Below are 16,886 nucleotides of genomic sequence, written 5' to 3'. Positions count from 1 at the left end.
TTTTCCCTGTCCCAACAATCAGAGCTTCTCTGCAAATCCTATCAGTTGCTAAACAGGTTTTGCGACTTCTATCATAATTCCAATTCATTTTTCCTAAATTTAACTATGTTACTAATTTTGAAGGTTGCATATGCGTAAGGCATTATCTTAGTTTCATCAGCAAGTTCATTTTCAAATATATCGACTTTAACCGCTTTTCTACTAATTTTGTTTTTTATGTCAATAATCTCACTTGAAGCATTTAAAATTCTAACCAGATATTTCCCTTTTTCTTTGGATGGATAAGTTGCTGATACCACTAATTCTTGATCAACAGCAAGCAATGACAATTTTCTTGGAATCTGATAACTAATTTCTGTTGGCCAAATTTTATTGTCTAATCGATTTATGAATAGATTTAATGTCTGCTTTTGGTAAGAAATACTTTGATCAAAAGCTGTATTTATTTCTCTTGAAAGTAAGCTAAGCGATTCATCTGTTTTGTTCAATACCATCCCAACAGAAAACTCCCAGTCACCCTTTTCCTGTGCCATTGGAGTGGGCATCATAATATGTCCTTCATTTGTAGTATCCCCTGATGCTCTCCCTGGTCTCCACGCTAAATTTGGCTTTCCTAATTGTCCAGTGGTAGATAATAAGGTTATATAAAGATACTTATTATCAAACTCAAACTCCTTTAATCCCTCCGGAAAGAAACTAAAAGATTTATTATTACCGTTCACATTCAGAAGTTTGTCAAAATTATATATATTTACAGGTTTTTCATCAAATTTATCTTGCCAACTTTCGGAAACTTTTTTATTTGTAACATCGATTATCCCACCTTGTATACCTGCTTTAATCTTAAAAATTTCTTTATTCGGATTTATCCTCAATCGTACCCGATGCGATTCAATATTATTATTAAAAATTACCTTAAAAGAAAACCTTTCAGTAATTTTATTCAATGTTATTACTAGTTTGTATGAAAATTTTTTCTTGTCATTTCCATTTATTCTATCTGATAATGTTTCAGGCAATACCTGCTCTCCACTTATTATTAAATTCTCCAATATATCACTGTCACGGACCACATTGCACTCACTAAATGGTAAGACTCTCTCCTCATCATCTTCAACAGGAGAGTAATCATAGGTATCTCCATCATTCCCCGCATCTAGCAGTGACATAAAGTCATTAATAACCTCAGTTCCACTGATAAAATTTATCTTCCCATTGTTGAATTCAAATTTTATATTTTTTGTTGCAACATAATCATTAACTTTCAAGACACAAGAATTATTCTCGTCTGGTACATCATGAAATCTTATTACCGTATATCCTAATGAATCTAGCCGAACCTTGATTGTACATGTCAATGCAAAATACTCGGGTTCATCAAAATATTCTCTACCCTTTTCCGTCATTTTTAAAACATGTTTTCTCATCGGATAATGTTTGTCAACCACGACTGATTGAAATTCAACATTATCAAATTTAATATTTTTTGAACGAGCCATAATTCTTACTTTTTTAAATCCATCAAAAATCTGCGGTGTAGTATTAAATAAAAGCAATTCATTATCATTAAGATCTAGTGATTCTCCAATCTTCTTCTTAATTAAATTTTCAATCCCATCTGCCAACTCATTTGCTTCCTTAAATCTATGCATAATATCCTCTGCAACATTGTCAGAAATACTCCCTCCCAACGAATCATGTGCCTGTGACTCCAATAATTTTTTCCACAACTGTGTAAGCATGCCTCTGCCAACTTCAATACCAGTACTTTCCGCAATCACCATCAGAGGTTCAACACGCTTCAAAATTTTCTGTTCAATTTCAAAATTTTGCTTTTTAATTGATTGCCTTACTGAACCGATAGTCCTATGAATTCTTGAGTAGGTTGGCAAACGTAATTCACCGCTATATTCGGGTAATACTTTTCCTTTCAAAATATCAACAAATTCCTGATAAGTAGAAACTTTTGTCTCATAATTACTTTTCTCGTTAATATTTCTTACAGTTTCTGCAATATTATGAACAATATTCATCTGATCAATCCCTGATGGCATCAAAACATCAGAATTATTACCATATTCGTGTAAAAACTTGATATTTGGGTCGTACCTATCATTAATAAAACTAGACATTTTTTTCTTAGCATCTAATCCAATTTGTCCTGTAAAATATCCAAAAGGAAAATTGGCAGCAGTTACTGTATCCTGACTCAAAGCTTTCCATTTAAAATAGGGTGAAGAAACTTGTGTATTAAAATTAGTTCCTCTCCAAAAAAGAATACTGTCTATTCCAGCCTGATTTAACAACATTGGCATTTGTGCATTAAATCCAAATGTATCAGGCAAGTAACCTACCATCATTGCTTTCCCGTATTTTTCAGTTGCCTCACTTATACCAATATTAAGGTTTCGTAAAATGGATTCAGCATCAGGTATCAATGCATCTGTTTGCGTGTACCAAGGACCTACAAATAATCTGTCACTCTTCACTAATTTGCGGATTCTTTCTAAGTTTTCAGGATGAGTGTTTACATATTCATCAAGAATAGATGTCTGTCCATCAAGACAAAAATTAGCATCTGGGTGGGTTTCAAGCTCATTAAGTACTTCTGTAAAAACTTGGTCCGCTAAAACTTGTGAATCCATTACCGTAAAATACCATTCTCTATCCCAATGTGTATGGTTTACAAGATATGCTTTTACCACTTTGTTGCCTCCTTATTATTCTTCTGATTCAATACTACTTTTTGTAAATTTCTTCAATAAATTGACTAAAATGGCTACAGTGAAAACACCAACGAAAATTGCAATAATATAAAGTATCCAATTCGAAGAAAATGGAATTGCCATGACTGTTGAGAGGGCTGTCTTTTGATATGTTCCAAAAAATCCATTAACCGCACAGCCTAATGAAGTTCCTACAATAATGCTTGGAATCACTCTAACCGGATCAGCAACCGCAAATGGAATTGTTCCTTCTGTAATTCCTACAATCCCCATCACTAATGCAGATCTTCCACTTTCGATTTCTTGCTCAGAATAAAGTCTCTTGCCACCTAATAGTGTTGCAACAAACATTCCAAGTGGAGGGATTCCAATCGCCATTAGCATAGCCGTACTTGCCTGATATCCTCCTGAGGTAAATGCCGCCATTCCAAAAGCATAAGCAATTTTGTTGATAGGTCCCCCCATATCTATAGCCATCATTGCGCCCAAAATTCCTGCCATTAACACTGCATTTGCTCCACTCATCCCTTTAAGCCAAGCTGTTAAGAATATTGTCATTGTTTGAATAGGTGTACCTATTACATATATCAGCAAAAGGCCAATTATAAGTGTTGCTAAAAACGGAATAATAATTAAGGACTTAACCGCTTGTAAGTTTGCTGGCATTGGTATTTTTTTTAACCATTTAGCACTGTAACCAACTAAAATCCCTACTAACATACCTCCTAGAAAACCTGTTCCCATCTTTGAAGCAATCAATCCCACTATAAACGCTGGAGCTAGTCCAGGACGATCCGCAATTGCAAATGCAATATATGCGGCAATCATCGGAACAATAAAAGTTAATCCAGTCTGTCCCAGCAACCTAATATTTCCCCAAATAGTAGATGTTTCATTCCAAACACCATTTCCACCGAAAATAACCGAAATTGATGTCAGTAACCCTGCTGCTGTAACTAGTGGAATCATGTATGAAACCCCTGTTTGAAAATATGTTGCCAGCTTCTTCATTTCTCCTTTAAATCCGCTCATCTTCATTCTCCTTTCGCTAATTTGATAGCATCTTCTATGGTTGTCTTTCCATCTTTAACAACTTTAGACGTTCCAACCTCTAAAATCTTTTTCCTAGCAAATCTTTCTTCATTTTGTACAGTTGTATCTACTGCAAAAATGACTACGTCTGCCTCATCAATTTCTGCTTGTGTCAATTCATTTTCAATTCCCATCGCACCTTGTGTCTCAATCTTAATTTCACAGTTCTCTTTTTTAGCAAACTTTTTTAAATTAGCTGCTGCCATATATGTGTGTGCAATTCCTGCTATACATGCTGTTATTCCAACAATTTTCATCTTTCATTTCCCCTTTTTTGTAATATTTTTAATATATTTTTTTTTGAATCAGCTTTCTTTATAGCTTCTACAAAGTCATCGTCCATTAATTCACCTGATAAAGTTGCCAACATCCTCAAATGTTCATTTCCCTTGTCTTCTGGTGAAACTGCCATCAGAAAAATATTTTTTACTTTAGAGCCATCTAAAGAATTCCACTCAATACCTTCCTCATTTCTTGCAAACATCATTGTTGTTTGAATAACATGTGCGCTTTTACCATGAGGAATAGCCAATTCATTTCCAATTCCGGTTGTTGAGGCTTTTTCTCTTTCTAACACATCCCTTTGAAAAGCAACGGCATCATCAACATATCCATTTTCTTTTAAAATCACTGCAAGTTTTTGAATTGCGTCCGATTGATTCAAGGCCCTTAAATTTAGAACTATATTTTTTTCAGAAATAAATTCACTTATATTATCATTCATTCTCACTGCCCTCTTTTTCTCTTGATTCTAGTTCATAGATAACTTGTGACTGTGTTGTAGCCTTAACAATTTTTTTAATCTTCTTCTTATTTGTAACTACTTCATTCAACGCTTCATAAAAATCGTTGATAAATGGTTTTGCATCATCTGTCAAAAGCAGGAAAAATAAAATATTAACTTTTTCATGTCCTTTATAAATACCTTTAGGAGAGACAAAAACAAACACAGCAGATTGATTAACTTGCTCTTTGGTAGCATGTGGTAATCCTACTTCATCATAAAAAGTCGACGATATTTTTTCTCTTTGTAAAATAGCTTGTTTTAAACCCGCCTTGGAAATTTTACTTTTTTCAGCGATTTTGCTGACTTCCGTAACAGCTTTCTCAAAAGTAACACGTTCATTTTTTATAATAATATTATCAAGATTGATTAAGGACCTCATTCTAAATCTTTTGTTCCTAGACGATAGATTTCTTAAACCTTTTTTTATTTCTCCGACTGCCCCAATATCCAAAAAAGGTGTTACAACAATTAATGGTACATCTCTCTCAACCGTATTAATCGTCGCAATAACCAAATCAGCTTTTTTTACTTCGTCTTCACTCAAATTCTGATATTCATTATTGGATAACACTCTTAAAACTTCCAATTGATTTGAAAAATTTTGTAAAATTCGCTGTTTGAGTAATTGTGCAGTGCCTAATCCTGAACTGCAGACAAGATATACACTAAAAATCGATTTTTCTCTTTCAAAATATGCCTGAAAATGTAATGCGATATATGAAACCTCGTCATCATCAAAGTTAACATTGTATTTTCTACGAATAGTATTACTCAGCTTTAAAGCCTCTTCATAAGCTCTAACAAAATTTTGCTTAATTTCATCCTTCAACGGGTTTCTAATGCTTAATCCTAAATTAATTCTTTTAATTGCGGGTGTTAGATGCAGCACTAATCCGTTTAGCAGATTTGCATCACACTCATCAATATTTTGTTCCAAGAATTCAAATAGTTCGGAATTATAATTTGCTTCAATTTCCTCATTCATTCCAGCTTTCACTGAGCGAATATGAATATCCAAATAGTTTTTTTCAGCTAGTGGTATTTTTATCTTGAATTCATCTTCTAGTTTTTGAACCAGATAAAGTGTCTCTTTGTTGATCATTCCATCCGCTTCAAAATTTCTAAACTCATTTTTCTTACCGATTCTTGATAAAGAGATAGCAAGATGAATTATTAATGATTCTTTTTCATAATCCGTAAACTTCAGCTTTGAACTCACTATAAATTCATCAGTAATCTTAATTATTTTTTCTAATAAACTTTTATCAATGATATTAGCTAGAATCTTCTCATCGATAACTAACTCATCATTTTGTGTATTCCAAAACTTATATAATAAATCTGCTGCAAATTTTCTTTTTTGCTTGGAGGTTCCATCAACAATTAAGCCTTCATGGCCCTTAGTTCTAATTGCAATCCCATATCGATCAAGTATTGGCTTGACTTTTTGAATTTTGGACTCAATTGATGCTCTACTTAAGAAAAATGCATCAGCTAAATCTTGAATCTTCAAAGGATTACCTGAAAATGTCAATTTCGATAACAATGACAGAGTAACTTCATCATTTTCAAAATACATTTTTTTCAATATACCTATCTGCTTTGCGTCACCTCTTACTTGTATCCCAGTCCCCCTTTTTCTGATTAATTCAACACTGTATTCGTCCAGAAATTCTTCAATGTGGTCTAAATGGTTTGCGATTGTTTTTCTGGAATATCCAGTACTTTCAGATATATTCTGATAGTGGATTGTTCCGTGTTTTAAAATCAGGTTTAAAATTGCTTGATCTTTTGCATCTAAGTTTTTTTTCCCTGACATTGAATATCAGCTCCTTTTGAATACGGTTTCATTATATTGTATTAAAATTGTTCTTCATACTTATAAAAGTGAACTAATGCTAGTACACCTGAATTAACTTGTCTTGTCCACGATCTTTCCTTTCCGTCTTTTAATTGAAAATTTATAATCCGTGTTCTATACTCAACTTAGTTACAAGTGTAACTAAAATTATGCTGAACTTTTACTTAAGGAGGGATTCCCATGTATTACAGTAATGGTAACTATGAGGCATTCGCCCGTCCTCAAAAACCGGCAAATGCTGAGAATAAATCGGCTTATATTGTTGGCTCTGGATTGGCTGGATTGGCCGCCGCTGTCTTCTTGATTCGCGATGGGCAGGTTCCTGGAAATCAAATTCATATCTTTGAAGAATTAGCTTTACCGGGTGGAAGCATGGATGGTATTTTGAACGAACAAAGAAGCTATATTATTCGTGGCGGACGAGAGATGGAGCCTCATTTCGAAACACTTTGGGATTTATTTCGTTCTATTCCAACTTTAGACGATCCAGAAGTTTCGGTACTTGATGAATTCTACTGGCTGAACAAAAGTGATCCAAGTTATTCGACAACTCGAGCTATTGAAAATCGTGGTAAGCAGATTACAACTGATGGGCAATTGACACTCTCACGTAAAGCAATTGAAGAAATCGCAAAGTTAGTCTTAGCGTCTGAGGAACAACTCGGTGATGTTAAGATTAACGAGGTTTTTGGGACCGAATTTTTCAAGTCCAATTTTTGGCTATATTGGTCAACGATGTTTGCCTTTGAACCTTGGGCTAGCGCCGTTGAGATGCGTCGCTATTTATTACGCTTTGTCCATCATGTAGGGACTCTCCAAAACATGTCAGCTTTAAAATTCACAAAATTTAATCAGTATGAATCCTTAGTCAAACCCCTTATCAAGTTTCTTGAAAATAAAAATGTTGATTTTCAATATAATACAACTGTTGATAATATCACCGTTGAGCACTCAACTGAAAAAAAGATTGCCACTGAACTTGACTTGACCAGCAGTGAAGAAAAGAAAAAGATTTCACTTACTGCAGATGACTTAATATTTGTTACCAACGGTTCAATTACAGAAAGTACCACTTATGGCGATAATACTCACCCAGCACCAAAAGAACATGAAATTGGACCAAGTTGGAATCTCTGGGAAAAATTAGCAAGCCAAGACTCAGATTTTGGGCATCCAGCCAAATTCTATAAAAATATTCCCACAGCAAGCTGGGTAATTTCAACTACGTGTACTTTCACGGATGAGCGCGTCATTCCTTATATTAAAAAAATTACTGGTAAGGATCCTCGCAGCGGTTCAATCGTGACTAGTGGACCCGTCTCAATCAAAGACTCAAATTGGCTTTTAGGAATCTCAATCAGTCGACAACCTCATTTTCAACAGCAAAGGTCAAATGAATTAATTGTATGGCTGTATGGTCTGTTTTCTGATCAACCCGGTAACTATATTCAAAAAAAGATTACTGAATGTAGTGGTAAAGAAATTTGTGAGGAATTCTTATATCATATTGGCGTTCCAGAAAATCAAATTGCCAATATAGCACAAGCTGCTAACTCTATTCCTGTGAACATGCCTTACATCACTTCATACTTCATGCCAAGAACTACCGGTGACCGTCCACTTGTTGTTCCTGCTGGTTCGCAAAACCTTGCCTTTATTGGTAACTTTGCTGAAACTCCAAGAGACACTGTCTTTACAACTGAGTATTCTGTAAGAACAGCAATGGAAGCAGTCTACCAATTACTAGATGTAGACCGCGGAGTCCCTGAAGTCTTTGCTTCTTCATTCGATCTCAGGACAATTTTAAATTCAATTTACTATCTGAATGATCAAAAAAACCTTCCAGAACTCCCGTTGAATAAGCTTGAAAAAGTCGGACTCGATGCTTTTTTGAAAAAAATTCAAGGAACATATTTAGAAGAAATTTTTAAAGCCGCAAATTTAATTTAACCAACGGTTTATAACATATATTGCAAGGAGGAATAATAATGAAAAAACATACCTTATTTGCCGCTTCTCTTATTTTTGTTGCCGGAGCTGCGGTCGGCCATCTATATGGCAATAAGATTCTAAGAAATAGGCATTGCTGTAAGAAGTCTAATAATTGTTGTACTGTCAATTCTTCAAAAATAACCGCTGCAGACCCTGTTTATATTCGTGAAACAGAAACAAACGGTCATGGGCTCTAAGCAAAAACTTAACTAAGCGTAATAAAAGGGAGACATGGATCATAACTTTTGACCCATGCCTTCTTTTTACTGCCTAGAGAGTGTGCTATAAGTCGGGAAAATTTGAGTACTAACTCGAAATTACGAACATAGCAGGCACTTTGCTATGAGTAATTCGAAGTTAGACGGAAAGTTTTGACTTATGAAACACGTTTATACGGAATAAATATTTGCATAATCCATTTCAAACAACAGTCTCATCGTTTCTTCCCTGTAGATCATTTTTAATTTTTTTTGCTAATTGTGCTGCAATTTTTTTAACAGATCGTTTATAATCTGTTTTCCGCCAATACAATAAACTTGAGAAAATAGCTCCAGAATAATAGGCAATCTCATATTGTGAAGGCTGCTCATCCTTTATTTTAAGCTTAAAGAAATCATTCAAATACTTATTTTGTTTTTCCAGCGCTAATCCTTCTATTGCGGCATTCACAATTGCTGACAAAACCTGCGGATTATTACTAAAATAGCCAAAATAAACCTCTAACAACTGATCCAACCTATCCAAGTTACGCTGTGAAATATCAGCAACAAATTGATCATATTCCTTTTGAATAAATTTATTTAGAATATCTTCCTTGCTATCATAATTTCTATAAAATGCCATCCTAGATATTTCTGCTTGATATGCAATATCAGTAATCGAAATATCTGAAAAATTATTTTTTTGCATCAGTTCAAACAACGCTTTTTCAGTCTTTGTCTGTGTTTTAGCACTTCTCTTATCCATCATCACTAACCCCCTTTAAACTAATAAAGAATTATCCTTAATTAAACATCTCCTTTAAATACCCTCTAATTCTCAAATCTAAACTTTCTTTAATACTTGGATATCCCCAAAAAATAAAATACCAATTTTGCATGAGATGAAACCAGGTCGACAGACAATAGAATGCAGATAAATCACCTTTGCTTTCAATGTACCTCTGCCATATTTCATCGTCATACTTCTTAATAAAACCTATCAAATCATGCTCACTAATATTTTTTGCTTCAACACCCTGAAAAAATGCATACGCAACCCGCTGTTCTTCTTCATCAATAAAAGGTACAGTAAGCTTATTCATGATACATCGAATTACATCAAAAATAGAATTAATATCTTCTGTATGAAAGCATTTGTGTGAAATTGCTGCACCTAGAAAATCACTCCCATGGGCAATCGCATGTGCCCATCCTTTTTCAGGAACATATCCGCGAAAATCATTTTCCTTTTTCAAGTAATCAATTGCACTTTTGAAAATAAGCTCTCGCTGTTTATCGGTAAAAAGAGGCGTTTCTCCATCAACATCCAGTAAAATACTGCCCAATAATGCACTAAATGAGCGTAAAAAAATCTGATCCTTCTTCCCGTCAATTTCAGTAAATATTTCCAAATTATTTATAAAATCAGTGATAATTATTTGTTGCTGTCTCACTGTGAATGCTTTTTCTTCAAAGCCTCTAGCAAATAAGCTATAGATTAAATTATCCCTTAACTCTGGATCCACATTACCGAGGTTGTTCATCATGTACACAACTGTTTTATCCTTAAAGCTTAAGTTACCTTCCGTTAATTCTAGCAGCCTTCTCAATTCTTTCTTCAAAAAATTCCCTCACAATTTAAAGTCCTATTTTTGTTGTTTTTCAATAAAAGATCTCACTACTTAATCTCATCTGAATCAGTATTTGTATTAATTATAGCCTATTCCAAAGATATTATTGAATTAATATGAAATCATAAATTTTTTACCTGTTGCATATGCTTACAAAAATTATTTCAATTTTCTGCTTTTTACATCTCCTAGTTGACTTAAAATTCAGTAACATCTATACTATCAAAATGGAAGTATAATAAATGAACGTTGAAGGAAAGAGTAATCAAGCCAAAGATGTAAAGCGACTGCCAATAGTGAAAGGGCAGCATCAAAAACTTGATGAAGATGAATCTGGAGTTTTGCTGGAAGTGCAAGCTGTCAGCACGTTTTGACTCGATATCGTCCCTAACATAATATGATTATGTTTATGAGGCTACGAAGCTATTGCTTTCGCAGTAAATTTTGGGTGGTACCACGTTTGAACGTCCCTGCATTAGGTTGCTGGGGCTTTTTTATTTGCAATTTACGGATTAATAAAAAGGAGAGATTTTATGACTAGAATTAGGCAGCATAAGATTATCGCGTGGTTAGTTTTCTGGCGTGGTAGTTCTAGGGGAAGTACAGCTATGTGGCAAAATAGATCCCAATAAAGAGGAGTATTTAATTAAAAAAATGGGGGATGAACAATCGATGAATTCTAAAAAAATTGCTATCACAACAATCTTTGCTAGTTTATTTTTATTACTTACGGCATGTGGGAAACAGACTAGCAGTACACAAAAACAAGTTTTAAACCTTAGCACTACTGCACCATTAAGTACGATTGATATTTCAAAATCAACTGGTTATGGTCAAACTGGTAATGTCTTTGAAAGCTTTTACCGCTTGGGGAAAAATGGTTCTACAACAGCTGGTTTAGCCAAATCCAGCAGTGTTTCTAAAGATGGTAAAACTTGGACATTCAAGATTAGAAAAGCATATTGGAGCAATGGTGACCGCATAACCGCACAAGACTTTGTTTATTCGTGGCGCAGAACGATAAATCCTAAGACAAAATCGACATACTCTTATTTATTCAATGGTATCAAAAACGCCAATGCAATTATTGCGGGTAAGAAATCGGCTAATCAAATTGGGATCAGTGCTACTGACAAGCAGACTGTTGTTATCAAACTCGACAAAGCAATTTCTTATTTCAAAGTCCTAATGGCTTATCCATTATTTGGACCACAAAATCAAAAAGTTGTAGAAAAATATGGCAGCAAGTATGGGACTCGTTCACAATACATGGTCTACTCCGGTCCATTCACTATCAAGTCATGGAATGGAACAGGTAACAAATGGAAATTCGTAAAAAACACCCATTATTGGGATAAAAGTGTAGTCAAGCTACATCAAATCAATTATACAGTCGTAGAAAATCCGACAACTGGTCATGAACTATATCAACAAAACAAGCTAGATCTGACACCTCTGTCTAACCAACAAGTTAAGAATTACCGAAGTTCTTCACAATTTAAGTCTTATCCGTACTCTTTCATCTCATATCTTGCGTACAATTTCAATGATAAAGATACTGATAAGCGTAAGGCCTTAAACAATCGTTATATCCGCTTGGCAATGTCATTGGCAATCAATCGGCAAGTTCTTACCAAAAAAGTATTGGGTGATGGTTCTTACATTCCAACTGGCTTTGTGGCTTCTGGATTAGCGAAAGATCCAAAAACTGACGAAGACTTTTCGAAACAACAGACAGTTAAAAACACTGTCACTTACAATGAAAAATTAGCAAAAGAATACTGGAAAAAAGGCCTGCAAGAAACTGGTCTAAAGGGTCTGAAGCTAACCTTATTATCTTCAAACGATGACAGCAGTAGCAGTGTGGTTTCACAATACTTACAGTCACAGTATGCTAAAGTCTTACCTGGTTTATCAATAACCATTCGCAGTATTCCGAGCAATAATGCTTCACAGAGTGCAAAGGATGGCGACTTTGACCTATACTTATCTGGCTGGGGCGGTGATTTCAATGATCCTATCACATTCCTCCAAATTCCATTAACAGGAACTTCTTATAACTATGGCGGATATTCGAACTCTCAATATGATGCACTTATAGAGAAAGCCCAAAATGAAGATGCAAATAATACCAATAAACGCTGGAACGATTTGGTTGCTGCAGCTAAAATATTCAATGCGGACCAAGGAGTAACACCTATCTATCAACAAGTTACATCTTACTTGCAGAAATCTGATGTTAAAGGTATCATTCATAATACTGCTGGAACACAGTGGAATTATAAGTATACGTATATTAAATAACTAGCGCTCTAATAATTACAGCAAAAAATACCAACTCTAAAAGTTAGACTACAAAATCTAATTTTTGAGATTGGTATTTTTTTAACTAACTATCATTTTAATATTCTTCTTTGATTCAAAAATAAACAATCTTTTCGGACTTATTCTTAGCTATTTTCTTCAGGAACAACTTCCAATGTCTTCTTATCAATTACCGTTCCATCCCCAATTGCTACGCCGTCCTCTAAAAAGGTCTTCTTGGCTAATGAAGCAATTGCCAAGGTAGAAGTTGTATCAAAGGCTCCCCCAACAACAGCACCCAAAACTGGGACCATCTTGCCTAAATTAATAAGACCTTTTGAACCAAATTTGGTTGCCAAACGAAAACCAACTTTTTGATTAATACTTATTAATACGGTACCTGGTATTCTCTTAATCATTCCCGTAGCTAATTTGTTGGTAAATAAAATTCCTGTCTTCTTAACTATATCAGAAACTGAAGTCCCTGCTAATGTAGCGTAAACAAAGGTTTGCACTTGGTCACTCTTCAAATTATATCCTCTAATTTGTGCAATTGCCGCAATCATTCGCATTTGAAATAAAATAACCGAGGCAATATTAGCTGGAATTGTCACAGGAAAAGTAATGACTCCACCAAAGCCTGTTACAAATCCAGACGTAGCAGCTTTAGCAACTTGAAACTGGATTAATTTATCAATCGCAGTTTCTTTATCATATTTTGATAAATAATCATTTACCAGATCATCAATGCTTTCTTGTCCAGGCAAACCATTAATTGTTTTATCATAAGCCCAGCCAAGCGTTTCCATCATTTTTGCTTGTGCTACTTCAGAAACTTGAGATTTATTATTAGCAAACTTACTTTTTGCGTTACTCAGTATATCTTGATTTAAAAACCCACCCTTTTTATTATCCAAAATTTTCCCCCAGATTAAATTATTAAGTTACTGACTATTGTGTTAATTATAAACTGTAATAAAATATATTTGAATCATTTTTATGAGTTTCTATAAAAAAAGTAAAATACGTTTCAAAACAATTTGATAATATTATCAGCGTGGGACATTCGCAAACATTCAATAAATAATGAGGAGATAAGAAAAAAAAGACTTCAGCCTAAATCAACTTAGAAACCTTTTGTTTTTTCTCACTCATTTTCGTCTCCTTTCAAGCGCTTCATATTACTTGACAAGGCTTTGAAATAATCTTCATCCACGCTTGTGCTTTCATGATGTTTTTCATATTCCTTATCAACTTTGATATTCGCATTCTTTCGACTAATTGTTCCTTTGCTTTCTAAAATATCAGCACGTTGATAATTCAGATGCCGATCGAGCTCAGCCTTCCAATCAGCCATTGTCATAGTTGTTTGCGTTTCTGCTTGATATTCCGCCGTATCTAGATATCCTGAAACTATTAGATTTAGTCGGTTTAGTTCTTTTTCATCTAAATAATTTTTCGGCATTTTCAAATCAGCCTTTCTTGGGTAATTTGCTTTATAACTAGTTAGTCCCAAATCATCCCTCTTTACATCTAATCTTGTAAAAATAAGCTCTGGTGCTGTTTGTCCTGTTACTGCATACAGCATTTTATTTTGAACAGTCTGAAAGAATTCACTTGCAAGATTACTTGAACCATCATAATCGATACTTGTAGCAAAAATATCCAAGACTTGCTGATAAAATAGTCGTTCACTAGAGCGAATATCACGAATCCGCTTTTGTAAATTCTTAAAGTAGGTCAAATCACTAGCTAACTTTTCTGTATCTAATGCTGTCCCCGTGATTAAATACTCTTTCAAAACAGTCGACGCGTATCTTCTGAATTGAGCACCACGAGCTGAACGAACTCGATAACCCATTGCTAGGATCATATCAAGATTATAGAAAGAGACTTCTCTTGAAACTTCTCTATCTCCCTCTTTTTGAACTGTCAACTTATAGTTGACAGTTGCTTTCTCATCAAGTTCACCATCCTCAAAAATCGCCTTGATATGCTTACTCACATTTTGTTTTGTTGTTTGGAACAACTCGGCAATTTCCAACTGTGACTGCCACACTGTTCCATCTTGCAGATGCAGTTCAATTTTAGCGTTCCCATCTTCCGTATTATAAAAAATTATATTACTCGCCATATTTTCCCTCCTTACCATAGTTGTTACACAAGATTGACATTGACTACTTATTACCTTTGCTTAACTTTCGGTCAATTCATCAGCTAACTCATAGATTACTTTGCGTAATCCGTTACGATATCTAATCTTCGAAAATTCTTGGATACTCTCATCGTGTGCCAACATTTTATATTCAATACTTGCTTTTGCAATAAAATCAAGGAATTATCCAGTACTCCATTTATTCTAAACTACGGAGAACCACTAATGAGTTTGCTCATATCACTTTTTTCTTTCCATAATTACTAATTATCATATAAAACAATTATATTGCCACTAATCCCGAATGCCAACATTATAAAATATGATTTTTAAAAACTACATTTAAAAATAATAGAGAATTTTTACTACAATATATTTACTGTGGTAATCCAGCTTTAAAATTTCTTCTAGCTCTTCTAACTAAATCATTTATACTTGATTGACTTACATGGGATGATATGTTATTTTTAAATAGTAATAATTACTATTTAAAAATAACAGGAGTGATCATAATGCGTACAAATATTATTTTAGAATGTAAAGAAACTCGAGAGCGGCTCTATCTAACAAGTAAGAATAAGCGTAATACACCTGAAACTCTCAAACTCATGAAGTACTCGCCTCGCCTTAAGCAGCGTGCACTTTTTATTGAAGTTAGAAAATAAAGGAGATAGTTATGTCAACTAAAACTGATTTATCCACAGCTTACCGGATGCTCAAAAGTCCTAATATCAAGACAAGAAAGCGAGCGTTGAAGATTCTGCATGATTTTCGCAAGAATAAAATAAAGAGAGTATGACATAAGTCAAGAGAGTTTTAACTTATAAAACGCGTTTATTCTTTATTCATAGAAGGACTGGTTCAGAATTTAACCTTTGATCCAGTCCTTTTCTTATGTTTATCATGCTATCTATACATTAAATACTCTCTTTAAAAATTTGGTATAATGTATTCCAGTACTTTATGTATTGGAGGACACTATGAAAAACAAGAATCTGCAATTATTAATTCCCGCTGATATTAGCGAAAAACTAGATCTTAAAGCTGATGACAAAGCCATCCTCAGTATTCGCAACAACAAGTTAATTGTTCAATTCCAAGAGAATCAATTGCCTACTGCTAAGAATTCTTTTATCTGGCCAATTATTATTGCGTTGTTTACAAGTCTTAGCTTCTATATTTATTGTATTGGCCAAAATATCCAGTCTATTAAGTTGGTTGGCAACTCCTCATTAGCCACTGTTATCATCATACTAGGTGCAATTATTGGCACAATTCTCTTTACCTTCTTCTTCATCATTGATCGTAAGAATCCACATAACGAGTTTGCAAAAAATGTCTACTGGCGTAATTTTCCAGTGATTGTAATCTCCTTTGCCTTAATTCTTGCACTCAGTCTCGTTAGTGCGATGTGGTTGCTGGGTGTTTTATTCAAAGGTGTGCTGTTTGACAACTTTACTGCCAGTATTATCCTTTTTGTATTCTGCACCCTCATCAATCTTGGCATGATTCACTTTGCATTGATCATTAATGGCAATTTACTCTCGACGGTCTTAACACTTGTAATCATAATTGGGGTCGTAACCTCAATGGCCGTCAATAATAGCCGTTACTGGTGGCAGCATAATCTCAGCTTTTTGGGGACTAACAAAGCTTCAAGTGGATGGCAATTTAATGCAACTCTTATCCTTTCTGCACTCTTGATGCTGGCACTGATTGATTATTTATTTGTAAGCTTACATAATACCTATGCTCACACTTGGAAGCTCTGGCTCTTACGTATCTTATTGACAATGGTTGCCATTAATCTCGGGCTAGTTGGAGTCTTTCCTAATGATGCCTCTTTCCATATACTGCACGATCATGTAGCACTTTTCTTAATTTACTTCGTACTAGCCTTAATCATTGGCATACGCTGGCTATTACCTGAAATAACGAGAGAGTTTATGCTCCTCTCATATGCCGTTGGTGTATCCTTAGTAATCTCGGAATTTCTATTTCGGATTGTCGGATATTTTTCTCTAACTGCATTTGAAATTATTTCTTTCATGCTTGCGTTTGGCTGGCTATTATTGGTATTCAACTATATTGAAGGTCTGATAGATGATGACACTCAGAGTTATATTCGTCTTGAATAA

16 protein-coding genes are annotated in these 16,886 nt (G+C 34.4%); 7 read left to right on the top strand and 9 right to left on the bottom strand.

The annotated features are described in order from the left end of the window. Positions 1–71: 71 nt before the first annotated feature. From ABF682_RS04145 to ABF682_RS04125, 5 genes are read right to left on the bottom strand one after another with little or no spacing between them, the layout of a single operon-like run. Positions 72–2,705, bottom strand: coding sequence for an alpha-mannosidase (locus tag ABF682_RS04145; protein ID WP_415619085.1), 2,634 nt, complete (start codon positions 2,703–2,705; stop codon positions 72–74). Between the two features lie 15 nt (positions 2,706–2,720). Continuing rightward, complete coding sequence (locus ABF682_RS04140; RefSeq protein ID WP_415619084.1) at positions 2,721–3,758, bottom strand: PTS fructose transporter subunit IIC; 1,038 nt, start codon at positions 3,756–3,758, stop codon at positions 2,721–2,723. Between the two features lie 2 nt (positions 3,759–3,760). After that, the gene (locus ABF682_RS04135; protein ID WP_289979425.1) at positions 3,761–4,075 is read right to left on the bottom strand and encodes a PTS fructose transporter subunit IIB; all 315 of its coding nucleotides are present in this window, start codon (positions 4,073–4,075) and stop codon (positions 3,761–3,763) included. Then, positions 4,072–4,542, bottom strand: coding sequence for a PTS sugar transporter subunit IIA (locus tag ABF682_RS04130; protein ID WP_415619083.1), 471 nt, complete (start codon positions 4,540–4,542; stop codon positions 4,072–4,074). Before ABF682_RS04130 ends, ABF682_RS04135 begins: the two co-directional genes overlap by 4 nt. After that, the gene (locus ABF682_RS04125) at positions 4,535–6,424 is read right to left on the bottom strand and encodes a BglG family transcription antiterminator (protein ID WP_415619082.1); all 1,890 of its coding nucleotides are present in this window, start codon (positions 6,422–6,424) and stop codon (positions 4,535–4,537) included. Before ABF682_RS04125 ends, ABF682_RS04130 begins: the two co-directional genes overlap by 8 nt. A 222-nt stretch (positions 6,425–6,646) precedes the next feature. Here ABF682_RS04125 and ABF682_RS04120 point away from each other — a divergent pair, with 222 nt between their 5' ends. Further along, positions 6,647–8,416, top strand: a complete 1,770-nt coding sequence (locus tag ABF682_RS04120; protein WP_415619081.1) for an oleate hydratase — start codon at positions 6,647–6,649, stop codon at positions 8,414–8,416. Positions 8,417–8,454: 38 nt separating this feature from the next. Further along, complete coding sequence (locus ABF682_RS04115) at positions 8,455–8,655, top strand: hypothetical protein (RefSeq protein ID WP_289979431.1); 201 nt, start codon at positions 8,455–8,457, stop codon at positions 8,653–8,655. Between the two features lie 223 nt (positions 8,656–8,878). On the opposite strand, the gene ABF682_RS04110 is transcribed toward ABF682_RS04115, so the two are convergent. Both ABF682_RS04110 and ABF682_RS04105 read right to left on the bottom strand, forming a co-directional pair. After that, positions 8,879–9,427 (bottom strand): TetR/AcrR family transcriptional regulator, encoded by a 549-nt coding sequence (locus tag ABF682_RS04110; protein WP_289979433.1) that lies wholly within the window; start codon positions 9,425–9,427, stop codon positions 8,879–8,881. 34 nt (positions 9,428–9,461) lie between these two features. Then, positions 9,462–10,280, bottom strand: a complete 819-nt coding sequence (locus ABF682_RS04105; RefSeq protein WP_415619080.1) for a DUF2785 domain-containing protein — start codon at positions 10,278–10,280, stop codon at positions 9,462–9,464. Positions 10,281–10,531: 251 nt separating this feature from the next. On the opposite strand from ABF682_RS04105, the gene ABF682_RS04100 reads away from it, so the two are divergent. Both ABF682_RS04100 and ABF682_RS04095 read left to right on the top strand, forming a co-directional pair. Then, positions 10,532–10,663 carry a hypothetical protein gene (locus ABF682_RS04100; RefSeq protein ID WP_289979438.1) on the top strand — a complete coding sequence of 44 codons (132 nt, stop codon included), beginning with the start codon at positions 10,532–10,534 and terminating at the stop codon, positions 10,661–10,663. A gap of 298 nt (positions 10,664–10,961) precedes the next feature. Next, the gene (locus tag ABF682_RS04095; protein ID WP_415619079.1) at positions 10,962–12,593 is read left to right on the top strand and encodes a peptide ABC transporter substrate-binding protein; all 1,632 of its coding nucleotides are present in this window, start codon (positions 10,962–10,964) and stop codon (positions 12,591–12,593) included. A gap of 146 nt (positions 12,594–12,739) precedes the next feature. Here ABF682_RS04095 and ABF682_RS04090 read toward each other — a convergent pair whose 3' ends face one another. Both ABF682_RS04090 and rhuM read right to left on the bottom strand, forming a co-directional pair. Beyond that, a complete protein-coding gene (locus ABF682_RS04090; protein WP_415619105.1) occupies positions 12,740–13,405 on the bottom strand; it encodes an EcsC family protein in 666 nt (221 codons plus the stop codon). Positions 13,406–13,740: 335 nt separating this feature from the next. Next, a complete protein-coding gene (gene rhuM, locus ABF682_RS04085) occupies positions 13,741–14,727 on the bottom strand; it encodes a RhuM family protein (protein WP_415619078.1) in 987 nt (328 codons plus the stop codon). Positions 14,728–15,260: 533 nt separating this feature from the next. Between rhuM and rpmG the strand changes: the two genes are divergently transcribed. From rpmG to ABF682_RS04070, 3 genes are all read left to right on the top strand, one after another. After that, positions 15,261–15,413 (top strand): 50S ribosomal protein L33, encoded by a 153-nt coding sequence (rpmG, locus tag ABF682_RS04080; protein ID WP_289979464.1) that lies wholly within the window; start codon positions 15,261–15,263, stop codon positions 15,411–15,413. An 11-nt stretch (positions 15,414–15,424) separates the two neighbouring features. After that, positions 15,425–15,547 carry a putative metal homeostasis protein gene (locus tag ABF682_RS04075; RefSeq protein WP_289979467.1) on the top strand — a complete coding sequence of 41 codons (123 nt, stop codon included), beginning with the start codon at positions 15,425–15,427 and terminating at the stop codon, positions 15,545–15,547. Positions 15,548–15,728: 181 nt separating this feature from the next. Continuing rightward, positions 15,729–16,886 carry a DUF998 domain-containing protein gene (locus tag ABF682_RS04070; RefSeq protein ID WP_415619077.1) on the top strand — a complete coding sequence of 386 codons (1,158 nt, stop codon included), beginning with the start codon at positions 15,729–15,731 and terminating at the stop codon, positions 16,884–16,886.

Source organism: Liquorilactobacillus sp. (genome assembly GCF_047719775.1).
Lineage (GTDB): Bacteria > Bacillota > Bacilli > Lactobacillales > Lactobacillaceae > Liquorilactobacillus.
Note: the sequence above shows the minus strand (reverse complement) of the source record. Positions and strands in the feature narration are given on the sequence as shown.

Bases quoted from the DNA above. Each gene is read 5' to 3' on its own strand.
- ABF682_RS04125 (WP_415619082.1), bottom strand. From the start codon at position 6,424: ATGTCAGGGAAAAAAAACTTAGATGCAAAAGATCAAGCAATTTTAAAC.
- ABF682_RS04100 (WP_289979438.1), top strand. From the start codon at position 10,532: ATGAACGTTGAAGGAAAGAGTAATCAAGCCAAAGATGTAAAGCGACTG.
- ABF682_RS04140 (WP_415619084.1), bottom strand. From the start codon at position 3,758: ATGAGCGGATTTAAAGGAGAAATGAAGAAGCTGGCAACATATTTTCAA.
- rpmG (WP_289979464.1), top strand. From the start codon at position 15,261: ATGCGTACAAATATTATTTTAGAATGTAAAGAAACTCGAGAGCGGCTC.
- ABF682_RS04135 (WP_289979425.1), bottom strand. From the start codon at position 4,075: ATGAAAATTGTTGGAATAACAGCATGTATAGCAGGAATTGCACACACA.
- ABF682_RS04115 (WP_289979431.1), top strand. From the start codon at position 8,455: ATGAAAAAACATACCTTATTTGCCGCTTCTCTTATTTTTGTTGCCGGA.
- ABF682_RS04075 (WP_289979467.1), top strand. From the start codon at position 15,425: ATGTCAACTAAAACTGATTTATCCACAGCTTACCGGATGCTCAAAAGT.
- ABF682_RS04110 (WP_289979433.1), bottom strand. From the start codon at position 9,427: ATGATGGATAAGAGAAGTGCTAAAACACAGACAAAGACTGAAAAAGCG.
- rhuM (WP_415619078.1), bottom strand. From the start codon at position 14,727: ATGGCGAGTAATATAATTTTTTATAATACGGAAGATGGGAACGCTAAA.
- ABF682_RS04130 (WP_415619083.1), bottom strand. From the start codon at position 4,542: ATGAATGATAATATAAGTGAATTTATTTCTGAAAAAAATATAGTTCTA.
- ABF682_RS04095 (WP_415619079.1), top strand. From the start codon at position 10,962: ATGAATTCTAAAAAAATTGCTATCACAACAATCTTTGCTAGTTTATTT.
- ABF682_RS04090 (WP_415619105.1), bottom strand. From the start codon at position 13,405: ATGATGGAAACGCTTGGCTGGGCTTATGATAAAACAATTAATGGTTTG.
- ABF682_RS04070 (WP_415619077.1), top strand. From the start codon at position 15,729: ATGAAAAACAAGAATCTGCAATTATTAATTCCCGCTGATATTAGCGAA.
- ABF682_RS04120 (WP_415619081.1), top strand. From the start codon at position 6,647: ATGTATTACAGTAATGGTAACTATGAGGCATTCGCCCGTCCTCAAAAA.